We start from the raw sequence: 11,807 nt of genomic DNA on the forward strand, positions 1-11,807 counted from the left end.
TGGGGTGATGGGGAGTAGAGGAATAACAACTAACCACTAACCACCAATGTAGAGACGTGCCATGGCACGTCTCTACAAGCACTAACTACTAACTACTAACTACTAACCAATAACCAAGACAATTGACCATTGACTATTCGGCATTTTGGCAGAACATTTTGATGGTATTTAGTTATTCTACTGAATACATCTATACTGAGTACATCATTACACTTTTTCTTTGCGATTATGCAGCTAGGGATATAGCGATCGCAACTATAAACCCCAGCCCTACAAATTCTCCTAAGCATACTTAAGAGTTAAATCATAAACTGAATATCAAATCTGGGGAGTGTGTTAAAAATGTGTAACGCACTGCTGAATTGACTGTGTTACGGCACTAGAGATTGTCATAATTATTAAGCAGTAGGTTAGCACAGCAGTACTAACCTATAAACCAACAAAAAATAACAGTTTGAAATTTTATTTATTAAATTTCTGATGGAACATATTTCATCAAGGGTGGCGACGGTTGGAGAACAAACTATATCTCCAAATATTCTTGTCGTATGCCGCACTTTTCTACCCAGGGAAGGCGGAATTGAGGAATATATATATAATCGCTGTTTGCAAGACACGGAAAGAGTTATTGTTCTGACTGCTAGTTGTGCAGGGGATAAAGCTTTTGACAAGTCACAACTGTTTCCTGTTTATCGTTGGCAAACTCCTAAATCTTGGCATCATGGTTGGAGCCAAAATATCCTCAAACCAGTTCTAAATATGGTTTGGTCAGCGATCTTAGCAATAAAACTTTATTTTCGCTATCATTATCGTTATATTGAATGGGGTCACGGTTACGGTTTTATTTCACTGTTATTTTTAAGCTATCTTTTACCTATTCGATTTTTTATCTACCTGCACGGGGATGATATTTTATGTGCTTTACGTAATCCGATTATGCGATCGCTATTTGCATTTACTTTGCAAAGAGCAGAAGGTATTGTTTGTAACAGCTGTTGGACAAGAGATTTACTGACTAAACATTTTCAAGTCGACACCCCTACTCACGTTATCCATCCTGTAGTCAGAAGAAAAAAATTTGGCGTTGCAAGTCCTACCGCGATTGATGATTTACGCATACGAGTACGCAACAGGCACAATATTCCAGAAAATTCAGTAGTTATTCTTTCGGTCGGCAGCCTACAAAAGTATAAAGGTTTTGACTTGGTAATAGATAATTTGCCACTACTGCTAACTTTAGGGCTGGATGTTCACTATATTCTTTGTGGACGAGGTCCTTGTGAGTCAAAACTACAATCTCAGGTGCAACGTCTGCGCTTGGATCGGTGGGTACATTTTGCTGGATATGTTGCTGATCGGGAATTGGCTGGTTACTATGCAGCTTGTGATATATTTGCTTTGCTGACTTTATTTGATTGCAAAGCTAACAACCACTTAGGTTTTGGCATGGTCTACTTAGAAGCAGCTTACTTTGGTAAGCCTGTAATCGCCTCAAACATTGGTTGTGCCGCAGATACAGTCCGCAAAAGGGAAAACGGCTTAATTGTCAATCCCTATTCTGGTTTGGAAATATTTCAAGCTTTTCGCCAACTCTGTGAAAACCAGCAACTACGCGAACAACTTGGCCGTAGAGGAAAAATATTAGCTAACAAAAGAAGCTTACACCGATGGCTTTATATCCCTGAGTCTCGCTATTCCTGTTTGCTGACTTAGGGAACTCCCAAAAAATAAATCACCTAACTCCTGCACCTAATACAATTTATTCTCCCTTGTCCTCCTTGTCCTCCAAGTCGTTCCCCTTGTCCTCCTTGAAGGTCCCTCAACCCCCACCAACAATAGTGACTACTTCCAAGCGATCGCCCTGCTGTATTTTTGTTTCCTGCCAATACTGACGGTGTAAAATTTCACCATTGTACTCTACTGCCACCAACCGAGGATTGAACCCTAATTGTTGAAGTAATTCGGGTAGAAGAGTTTGAGGCAAGCAGCTACGAGGTTCACCATTGATCTGGATAGTAATTTGATTCGACATAGGGATGATCAGGATCTGGTTGAATACGATTGAGCTGCGATAGAAAATATTGTGTCACTAAAGTAGGTTGTTCGGCTTGCATGATCCCACGCACCACTGCTACACGTTTCGCCCCAGCATCTATCACATCATTGATGTTGTTGGGGTCTATACCGCCAATGGCAAACCAAGGGATGGAACAATTTTTAGCGACGTAACTAACATATTCTAAACCAGCAGCAGGCTTACCTTCTTTTGTAGGAGTTTCATAAACAGGCCCTACGCCTATATAATCTGCTCCTTCTTTGATAGCCCGTTGCATTTCATCAACATTTGTGGTAGAGCGACCAATTAAGCGGTGAGGCCCCAGCAATTGTCGGGCTACAGCAATGGGCATATCTTGCTGTCCCAGGTGTACCCCATCTGCATCAACTGCCAAAGCTATATCTACTCGGTCATTGATAATAAAAATGGCGTTGTAGGTATGACATAACTGCCGTAATTTTTGAGCTTGTTGGAGGCGGACAGCATCATCGACGTTTTTATCGCGGTACTGTACTAGGGTTAATCCTCCCTTGAGAGCAGCTTCGACTATTTCCAGTAGTTTATCAGTGGGGGAGGTAACAAGATACAAATGCGATCGCAGCAGTAATTGATGCCGTTGATAGCCCATCAAATTACTCTCTAGGGTGTAAACCCGGTAACGCATCTGCTTTAAAGCTTTTCCCATATTTGGGTTATAAAGCTTGCCATATTCTTCTAGTACCCGCATAGCTTCTTCTACTCGACAGAAGTTAGCTTGTAGCAAAGATTTGATATTCGCACGCTGTTCTTCCTGGGGATGAGTTAAATCAGTACCAGGGTCGCCCAATGTATTCCGTGCTGCCCGTAATTCAGCAGTATGCCAGTTTGCTAACTCTTGTCGCATTCCCTTGCATTCCCCAGTTAACTGGGCATTATTCAAGCCAAAGCGGCACCATTCCTCAATAATTCGCAAGCCTTCCCGCGCACGGTCTAAATTCGCATCTAAAATGCGGTAAATAACCAGATTTCTTTGCTCTGTTTGGCTGTATGGCTCGACCATTACAACAATCCCATTAGTGTTTTGATCGTAACAGTCAGTCCGTTTCATAGTTGCAATAATTTTTTCATGTCTATTGTTTATTTATTAAAGATTTGAGATTCGAGATAAAGAATTAGAAAATAGGAATTATAAAATATTTTTACTACAACCTCTACCCCCTGAGTAAAGGAGATCGGGGATCAGGGATCGGGGATTGGGGATCAGGTATTGGTATTTTTCCTATTCGTCCATTACCAATTACCCATTACCCATTACCAATTATCCATTCAATATGTGAGTGATATCATCGACACTTTTGCAATTTAGAGAGTATAAAAATTGCTAGTTGGTTGTAAGGAGTGCAGAAAAGGTGATTTACCGCCCCATTGTTTCTAAGCCTTGTCAGGATGACATTTTACCAGGAAAGAAGATGACTCAAAAGCAAAAATTACATCCGTACTTGGAGGTGACAAGATTTTTTATATACCGTTCCGCGAGTTTATTGTTTAACGCTGCTGGTATGGGAGTAGCAAGTTTGATGCTTTTGAGTTGCTACTTTGATACAGCTATTGCTCAGACACCCAGCCAGACAACAATTTCTCAGGTCAATGCATTGTTTGTCAACCCCAGTACCGGAGATGACAAGCAGGGAAATGGGGGTGAAAGTACTCCTTTCAAAACTATTACCCAGGCTTTGCGAGTTGCTACTCCTAACATTGTAATTAAGCTTGCTAAAGGGACTTACAGTGCCACAACAGGAGAAATGTTCCCCTTGATACTCAAGCCTGGTGTTTCCCTTCAAGGGAATGGCAGTAGCAAAGGCCGTGGCATTATCATTAGCGGAGGTGGCGATTACCTAAGTCGGAGTTTTGGTAGTAAAAATATCGCTGTTGTTGGTGCCAAAGGAGCAACACTAACAGGGGTAACGGTGACAAACTCCAATCCAGGTGGTTATGGTCTATGGATTGAATCTAATAATTTTATAGTTACAGAAAATACATTCACTGGTAATACTCAAGATGGAGTTACGATAATCGGCAACACTGCACCGATAATTCGCAACAATTTCTTTTACCGTAACAGTGCTAACGGAATTACGGTTACTGATGCCTCTCGTGCAGAAATACGAGAGAATGTATTTCAAGACACAGGCTTTGGCATTAATATTGCTCAAAAAGCTCAACCTGTGGTAGTGGGTAATCAAATTACCAACAATAGAAGCGGAATCATTGTGCAAGCTTCTTCTCGTCCTATTTTACGGAAGAACGTGATCGAAGGTAATAAAGAAGATGGGCTGGTAGTATTAGGGCAAGCACAACCAGATTTAGGTAACACTTCCGAAGCCGGTGGTAATCAGTTTCGTAACAATGCTCGTTATGATATTAATGCCAGTGCTGCTAAGCAGATAATAGCTGCCTACGGAAACGCTCTCGCTAGCGATCGCATTGCTGGTACTGTTAACACTAGCGCTACAATAGCTACGACTGAAAACTCATCATCTGCTGCGATCGCCAAAAACAACTCCCAGCAAACACAAGTAACTCAGGAAATCACCTTTTCTGCTCCCACTGTCTCTACTAATACCATAACTACTACAACTACCTCTACGCGCAAGTTACCCCCTCTTCCTGTTTCCCAAGCTTCTCAACCGTCACCGCCTCCCCCAACTGTTGTATCTTCTAGTACCAACAACGCTGCAAAACCATTAAATAGCCAACTGTTGCCATTACAACCAGCAAATTCTACTTCTAAAGTTGTGGCAACTGTTACCCAGCCAAAACAGCCCACACGACCAGTCACTTCTGGAGTAGTGACAAATTCTATTAAACCAAAACCACTTCCCGTGAGAAATGCTGCGGGATTTCCGATTCCTACTAGCTTGACATCTAAACAAACAGCCGCAGGTTGGCAGCAACAAGCAAGTACACCACAAGTAAATTATGTACAAATGGCAACAAATACCATCGAATTTGTTGCACCCCAACCCCAATCTCCCATTAATCCAGTCACACCCATACCAGTAAAAACGGGAACAAATCAAATCCAAACATTGCCAGTACTGCAACCATCACCAATGAGTAGTAATCTTCCTGTTGGTAATCAACTACCAGTATCTGAAAATCCTACAACTACAGCTTATGCTGGTGGCGCGCTAGGTATGCGTTTCCGGGTGATAGCAGAAGTACAAACTCAAAAAGATCAGGAATTAGTCAGATTTCTAGCGCCTGGTGCTTTTCCTACTTTCTGGCAAGGTAGAGCAGTTATGCAAGCAGGAGTGTTTAGCAGCCGATATAACGCTGAGCAGATGTTAACGATTCTTAACAATAATGGTTTGAGAACTATGATCGAGCCAATTGGATACTAGTCAATAGTCAATGGTCAATGGTCATTGGTCAATGACCATTGCTTCAGTATTGAGTTGTTTAATATTAATTTAATAATTGCTTCTTTTCCCCTCATTTCGCCATTTTTCCCATCTTTTCATTGACTCTATTTTCAGTTGAGTGTAGAAAATAGTGTCAAATTTGATGGTCAACTAGTTGCATATTTCCACTGTAGCTTGAGATGATAGATAAAATTCATCGTAAAAAAGCTAACTGTAACATGTTTTTCCTAGTACTTTTGTGAGACACACTAGTGTGTTAATCCTTTTACAACACCTCTTGCAACAAAGATAACCACCTAGACTCTCAACAGCAACATGGATACTTGCAATAGGACGACTTTCAATGAGACCAACCTTTACGACCTTGATGATACACAACAGGAGGAATTGTGCAGCATCCCGAATCTACTCTCCTTAACTTTCACAGAGAATGATCCCGGGAATATTGATATGGACTCTCCAGAAACTCAAATACCTGCAAACAAACCTAACTCACAGATAGAACAGCAAGACATTTGCCAGCAAACCACCTTAATTCAAAGAGTTGTTGTACCCAGAGCCGATTTTATCAATCAAAATCCTCACAAATCTGCTGATCTCTCAGTCTTTCCCATCCAACACTACTCTCTTGGTGAATCTATTGAGTCAACAACAGATTCTACCCAACAATACCCAGCCTACAAAGGAGTGAAGCAGGAGAAATTGTTGGACACAATTTCTTATATCTTTCTGGATGATGAAAATCTGGAAGAGATTGAACACTACACTCGAGAATCCCAGACAACTTCATTAAACCCCAGACCACAAACAAAAGTGTCTAGTCAGTCATCAGCTGTAGGCTTAAGTTCTAAGGTAGGACTAGCTTCAATGATGTTTGCTGGAGGTTTTGCTGTTGGAGGGATTTCTTCTTGGGTTGTTTTATCAGATCAATTTGCCTCAGCTAATACTAAGTTGCAGAAAACAGTACAGAAGTATGCCAATCTTACTCCTGCATATAGTACTAACGCCTTAGAGAAAATTAACATCAGTACACCAGAAATTGATCTTCCAGAGACAAGCTTTACAGCTGTTGAACCATCTGAGGATATCGAATCGCAGATTACTTCACAACCAGCAAAGAACCAAGCTAGCCTAAATCAAGTTAAACCGCATCTATCCAAATCGCTCAAATTAAACGCGAAAACTACTTCGCAACCAGCAAAGAACCAGGCTAGCTTAAATCAAGTTGAACCGCCACTGTCCACATCTATCGACTTGGGGATTACTTCACAACCAGCGAAGAACCAGTCTACTCTGAATAAAACTGAATCCCCACTTCCCAATTCTCAGGTTTTAGCCGCAACATCAAAGCCACTCTTCCAGCAGCGATTGCTTACCTCAGCCGATCTCAAGGGACTTAATGGGTGGGAATTAACACTCATGCGTAATGAAATCTATGCCCGTCATGGACGTCGATTTAAAGAGCAAAAGCTACAGCGTCACTTTGAAAGTCAAAGTTGGTACCAGCCTCGTTATGCACCGGGAGAGTTTCCTGACTCTGTTCTTTCTCAAGTAGAGTTGAAGAATGCCATCATGATACGTGAGTACCAGCGTATTCACGGCATGACGCTAGACCCATAACTACCTTAAACTACCTTAGTTTGAAGGGCGACTTCAACCAGGGTGTTTTTTTGTCGCCCCCTGTCATCCTATTTTAGATTTTTGGATTTTAGATTTTGGATTGTTTCTATAGATATTCCATTCCATTATTAATACAAGCTAATTATTAAAAGCAAAATATCAAAGCTGGTATAAAAAATTGTTAAATAAATGTTGCATAGGCTGGTAATTGGTAATGGGTAAAGAGTTAGTTGTTGGTTGTTGGTTGTTGGTTGTTGGTTGTTGGTTGTTGGTTATTCAATGCTCAATGCCCAATGCCCAAGCTTTATATCGTAAGCAATTAGCCGAACTTGATATTAAATAGAATTACATATTCTCTATCTTCCTGTTAAGAATTAAGAGTTCCCTCTTATCTTCAAAGTATCTTGTCATTAGACATCGCTTTCAGTTTAGACGTAAATGACAAAGAGCGATCGCTTGTTTGGGGAGTAAATTGTTCGATGGGAGAATGATTGACAGCAGCCGGGAGAAGTTGTCTTTGTGGTTTGGGAGTAGGAGTAGTGGGGAGATGGGGAGAAATTTCTTTGTGTTTCTCGATTTTAGTGTCTTTGTGTCTTTGTGTTTCCACCTCCTCTTTTGTCTGTTCATCGGCACGAGGAGTATGGTAAGCAGAAAATTGAGGCCACGTTGACACTGAAGTTAAACTTTCAGGGAACTTGCTACAAATTAAGCGTTCAAATTCCATATTGAAATGAAAAACAGCCTGTCCCCGTCGCTGCCAAAGTGTTAATATTTGCTGTACTGATATCGCTTTGTAACGCCCCTGATACAGTGCTTCAATCACTGCTATATGTAACCAACTATCAGAGTATTGCTGTTGCCAACGATGAACCAACTCACTGGCTTGATAACCACTGAGATCAAAACTGTAGTGAATCAATAGGGCTATTGCCAAGTCGGCAGATGTTCCCAAACTTGGTGTAAATGGTGGGATTTCGGTTTGAGGCAATAGGGCTAAATTTTGCTCCCGTTGCATATAGCTAGCTTTTTGCTACTGTTTGTTAGATACTTGAAATAAATTTATTTGTTTTGAAGGCTGTTAATGGTTAATGGTTAGTGGTTAGTGGTGAGTCAGCGCGCAGAACAGGGGGTCCCTCCCCCAACCCCAAAGGGGGCCCCTAGCCCCCAATCCCCAACGCCAGGTGCTTTATGCCGGGAAACCCGTCCACCGCACTGGCTCCTCCCTGTCGGTCGTGGGGGCCGGTGAGTCCCCCATGAGCGACTGACGAACCCGAAGGGATAGTAGTGAACAACTAACAACCAACTACTAACTACTAACTACTAACAATCTCCATAACTATTTTTCTTTATATTCAGCAATAAAAGAATGTCTTTTATTCTACTCGTTACCGGCTACAAAAGGGGAAACAATATAGGGTGAATTAATTTTTGGAGATCGCCCAATCGCGACTAATGCTTGATATACCATTGCTGCTACTTCTGCCCGTGTTGCTTCTCGCGTTGGTGCAATTTGTTTAGTATCTGGGTAATTGACGATGATTTTTTGCACAGTTGCTGTGGCAACGGCAGTACGGGCATAGTCGGGAATGGTGTTGCGATCGCTAAAACCAGATAAGACATCAGCATTAGCTGCTGGTAGGCTAAGTCCATTCACCAAGGAAACAATTACCTGGAGTCGTTGCACATTTTGCTGAGGGCGGAAGGTGCGATCATTAAAACCAGCGACAAAACCGCCTTGTGCTGCTTGTTGGATGGGCTTGTATGCCCAAAAATCCTTGGGTACATCAGTAAACTCTTGTGCTGGACGTTTAGCAGTGGGATTAAATGCGGCTGCTACTAATGCAGCATACTGGGCGCGAGTCATTGGTTGATCTGGTTTGTAGCTACCATCAGCAAAACCACGAGTTAAATTCATACTTACTAATGCCCGAATAAATCCTTCTGCCCAGTGTCCCCTCAGATCGGTGAATGAGGCAATATCCGCATCTGGATTGACAATGTAAGGAGAAATTATTGGTTTTTGCTTACCGCTAGTCACCAATGCTTGATAAATTAATGCTGCTACCTCAGCGCGAGTAATGTCCCGCAAAGGTTCGAGTATTTCGGTTTGCGGATAATTCACCACTAGTAGTTTTTGGGTAGCAATTGCCATAGCATCTATGGCATAACTGGGTATTTGAGCGCGATCGCGATACACGGTTAACACATTTGGATTACCACCACTTAGTTGTAACCCATTTACTATCGATACTATTGCTTGAATTTTGGTTAAATTTTGTCCTGGTCGAAACGTACCATCTGGAAATCCACTTATAAACCCCATACTAGCAGCCCTTTCAATGGCTGCGGCTGCCCATAAATCGGATTTTACATCCGTAAATTTACTTGATTTATTTTTTAGAGGTAGCTCAAAAGTTTTAGCAATTATCGCTGCATACTGAGCGCGGGTGATGGGGGCTTCTGGTTTAAACGTACCATCACCAAAGCCGCTAATTAAGCCTTTGCTTAATAAAGCTTCTACAAAAGCAACTGCCCAATGCCCTGTCATATCAGCAAAACTCGTGTTTACAGATATTGGTTTGGCAGTGTCTTCAACAGTTGCACTTAACTCCACCAACCCCTTGATCCCGGCTGGATTTAATAGGTTTCCAGCCGAAACTAATTTTACTGATGTGGCATTTTGCACATCAAAACCAGAATTGTTACGAAAAATATTACCAGCAGGATCTTGAGTGCTGCCCAAATCGGGGATGGCGTTACCGTTTACTAACAAACCGCCTTGGGAATTTTTTTCGATGATATTCTGGCGCAGTACTGGACGTGCATCTCGAGATAGAGCGATCGCAGTCCGGTTTTCTGATATTTTGTTATTTGCAATCAAGGGAGCAGCAAAGTCACTGACGGCAATGCCAATGGCATTTTTTTGAACAACATTCCGCAGCACTTCTCCTTTACTATTACGCGCCATTACCAGTCCAGAAGCGCCATTTTCGGTAAATAGGTTATCGAGAATTGCTGGTTTGGCTGTACCACTGACAAATAAACCTTCTCGCCCACAGTTGATTAAAGTATTATTGGCTAAAGTTGGTGCGCCGTATTCAATCCAGATACCAGTGCCTTTGGTGATCGAGTTTGTCACAGTCACACCCATGAGACTAGCATCATCCAGTAGTAGCAGTGTGATGTTTTGCAGCCCAAAACTTTCGCTTTGATATTCTCCGCTTCCAGAAATAATAATGCCTTGTCCTTTTGTAGCTTCGTTACCCACTACCATTACCCCAGCAGGGATGATTAGGGGAAAAATCTCACCATTGGCAGTGTTGTAATTACCCGGTGCCAGTTGAATAATCATTCCTGTTTTGGATGCTTTTAAAGCACGGGTAAGGGTTTTATATGGAACTAAGCGTGACCCAGCATTGGCATCGTTCCCCGTTATGGGGTTGACATAAAGTGTAGCAACCAGGGTAGAGCTGACCATTGATTGTTGTGATTAGGCGATGTTTAAATTATGACTATCAAAAGTAACTCTACAGCTGCTTGATGACAAGAAGTTTAGAACAACCCTGGAAACGGGATAAGGGAGACAAACGAAAAATCCCAATCCCCGTTCCCTGTTCTAGGGATTTGCGACTGCAAAGGTGTCACATTGGGCAGGATCACCTGTTTGAATACCCCGCTTGAACCACCGCACTCGCTGGGCTGAACTACCATGAGTAAAAGACTCTGGGACAACGTAGCCTCTTGACTGACTTTGTAAGCGATCGTCGCCTATACTGCTGGCAGCGTTTAGTGCTTCTTCGATGTCGCCTGGTTCTAGAATTTGTCGCGATTGATTGGCGTGGTGCGCCCAAACGCCAGCAAAACAATCTGCTTGTAATTCCTGTCGTACTGAAAGTTGATTTGCTTCTACTTCGCTGACTCGACCCTGCAATCTACTGACTCGGCTGGAAATACCCATGAGATTCTGGACGTGATGTCCTACTTCGTGAGCAATTACATAGGCTTGGGCAAAGTCTCCTGGTGCTTGATATTTATTTTTCAAATCCTGATAAAAGCTGAGGTCAATGTAGACCTTTTGATCGGCGGGACAGTAGAAGGGGCCAACTGCTGATCGCGCAAATCCACAGGCAGATTCGACGGCATTTGTAAAAAGAACTAATTTAGGTTCTACATAGGTTCTTCCCATTTGCTGAAACAAATTACTCCATGTATCCTCAGTATCAGCTAGGACAACCGAGACAAACTCAGCAGCTTGATCTTCTGTTGCTGGACGTTGTGTTTGAGAAGAGCGATCGCTCGGTGTTTGTGTTTGCTCCAAAATCACACTGGGATCACCGCCCAACAAGGCAACAATCACCGCCAGAACCACAGCCCCAATACCACCCCCCACTACAGGAGCAGAAACTCGACTTCCACGTCTATCCTCAACATTGGTACTTCTACGACCGAATTCCCACCGCATAATCTATAGTCTCCCAACTACCCAAGCAAGACTTTCCCTAATTCACCACAATTATTAGTGGTTCGATTTATCTAGCTCATCTGCCCGAAGGAAAGATCAATAGTCATACTTAGGGATGGTCAAAACAGGTGCGATCGCAAACAGATTAAAACTAAGACCCACGCTTAAACATCTTAAATTTCCTGTACTGGGTAAAGATGACTGCAATATAATTCTTGGCGTTGCATAATAGAGGGATGAGTTGAGGTTGTCTACTGTGCAATGT

Annotated in this window: 9 protein-coding genes; 4 read left to right on the top strand and 5 right to left on the bottom strand. The window is 42.3% G+C overall.

Going from position 1 to position 11,807, the window contains the following annotated elements; genetic code table 11:
• Positions 1-480 precede the first annotated feature (480 nt).
• Complete coding sequence (locus tag UYI_RS0107340; RefSeq protein WP_016866034.1) at positions 481-1,713, top strand: glycosyltransferase family 4 protein; 1,233 nt, start codon at positions 481-483, stop codon at positions 1,711-1,713.
• 106 nt (positions 1,714-1,819) lie between these two features.
• Here UYI_RS0107340 and thiS read toward each other — a convergent pair whose 3' ends face one another.
• Positions 1,820-2,032 carry a sulfur carrier protein ThiS gene (thiS, locus tag UYI_RS0107345; RefSeq protein WP_009456336.1) on the bottom strand — a complete coding sequence of 71 codons (213 nt, stop codon included), beginning with the start codon at positions 2,030-2,032 and terminating at the stop codon, positions 1,820-1,822.
• Complete coding sequence (locus tag UYI_RS0107350; RefSeq protein WP_016866035.1) at positions 1,998-3,143, bottom strand: thiamine phosphate synthase; 1,146 nt, start codon at positions 3,141-3,143, stop codon at positions 1,998-2,000. The genes thiS and UYI_RS0107350 overlap by 35 nt, the downstream gene beginning before the upstream one ends.
• Positions 3,144-3,504: 361 nt before the next feature.
• Between UYI_RS0107350 and UYI_RS0107355 the strand changes: the two genes are divergently transcribed.
• The 3 genes from UYI_RS0107355 (at position 3,505) to UYI_RS39570 (ending at position 7,423) form a co-directional block, all read left to right on the top strand.
• Positions 3,505-5,439 carry a DUF1565 domain-containing protein gene (locus UYI_RS0107355; protein ID WP_016866036.1) on the top strand — a complete coding sequence of 645 codons (1,935 nt, stop codon included), beginning with the start codon at positions 3,505-3,507 and terminating at the stop codon, positions 5,437-5,439.
• Between the two features lie 471 nt (positions 5,440-5,910).
• Positions 5,911-7,080, top strand: a complete 1,170-nt coding sequence (locus UYI_RS0107360) for a YARHG domain-containing protein (protein WP_016866037.1) — start codon at positions 5,911-5,913, stop codon at positions 7,078-7,080.
• Positions 7,081-7,294: 214 nt separating this feature from the next.
• Positions 7,295-7,423 (top strand): hypothetical protein, encoded by a 129-nt coding sequence (locus UYI_RS39570; RefSeq protein WP_016866038.1) that lies wholly within the window; start codon positions 7,295-7,297, stop codon positions 7,421-7,423.
• Positions 7,424-7,474: 51 nt separating this feature from the next.
• Here the strand turns inward: UYI_RS39570 and UYI_RS0107370 are convergent, their stop codons facing one another.
• From UYI_RS0107370 to ypfJ, 3 genes are all read right to left on the bottom strand, one after another.
• Complete coding sequence (locus UYI_RS0107370; protein ID WP_016866039.1) at positions 7,475-8,095, bottom strand: hypothetical protein; 621 nt, start codon at positions 8,093-8,095, stop codon at positions 7,475-7,477.
• 363 nt (positions 8,096-8,458) lie between these two features.
• Positions 8,459-10,558, bottom strand: coding sequence for an S-layer homology domain-containing protein (locus tag UYI_RS0107375; RefSeq protein WP_016866040.1), 2,100 nt, complete (start codon positions 10,556-10,558; stop codon positions 8,459-8,461).
• Between the two features lie 138 nt (positions 10,559-10,696).
• The gene (ypfJ, locus tag UYI_RS0107380) at positions 10,697-11,542 is read right to left on the bottom strand and encodes a KPN_02809 family neutral zinc metallopeptidase (RefSeq protein ID WP_016866041.1); all 846 of its coding nucleotides are present in this window, start codon (positions 11,540-11,542) and stop codon (positions 10,697-10,699) included.
• Positions 11,543-11,807 lie beyond the last annotated feature (265 nt).

The sequence above is a fragment of the Fischerella muscicola PCC 7414 genome (assembly GCF_000317205.1).
In the GTDB taxonomy this organism is placed as follows: Bacteria; Cyanobacteriota; Cyanobacteriia; order Cyanobacteriales; family Nostocaceae; genus Fischerella; species Fischerella muscicola.

Bases quoted from the DNA above. Each gene is read 5' to 3' on its own strand.
- UYI_RS0107355 (WP_016866036.1), top strand. From the start codon at position 3,505: ATGACTCAAAAGCAAAAATTACATCCGTACTTGGAGGTGACAAGATTT.
- UYI_RS0107350 (WP_016866035.1), bottom strand. From the start codon at position 3,143: ATGAAACGGACTGACTGTTACGATCAAAACACTAATGGGATTGTTGTA.
- UYI_RS0107360 (WP_016866037.1), top strand. From the start codon at position 5,911: ATGGACTCTCCAGAAACTCAAATACCTGCAAACAAACCTAACTCACAG.
- UYI_RS0107340 (WP_016866034.1), top strand. From the start codon at position 481: ATGGAACATATTTCATCAAGGGTGGCGACGGTTGGAGAACAAACTATA.
- ypfJ (WP_016866041.1), bottom strand. From the start codon at position 11,542: ATGCGGTGGGAATTCGGTCGTAGAAGTACCAATGTTGAGGATAGACGT.
- UYI_RS39570 (WP_016866038.1), top strand. From the start codon at position 7,295: ATGGGTAAAGAGTTAGTTGTTGGTTGTTGGTTGTTGGTTGTTGGTTGT.
- thiS (WP_009456336.1), bottom strand. From the start codon at position 2,032: ATGTCGAATCAAATTACTATCCAGATCAATGGTGAACCTCGTAGCTGC.
- UYI_RS0107375 (WP_016866040.1), bottom strand. From the start codon at position 10,558: ATGGTCAGCTCTACCCTGGTTGCTACACTTTATGTCAACCCCATAACG.
- UYI_RS0107370 (WP_016866039.1), bottom strand. From the start codon at position 8,095: ATGCAACGGGAGCAAAATTTAGCCCTATTGCCTCAAACCGAAATCCCA.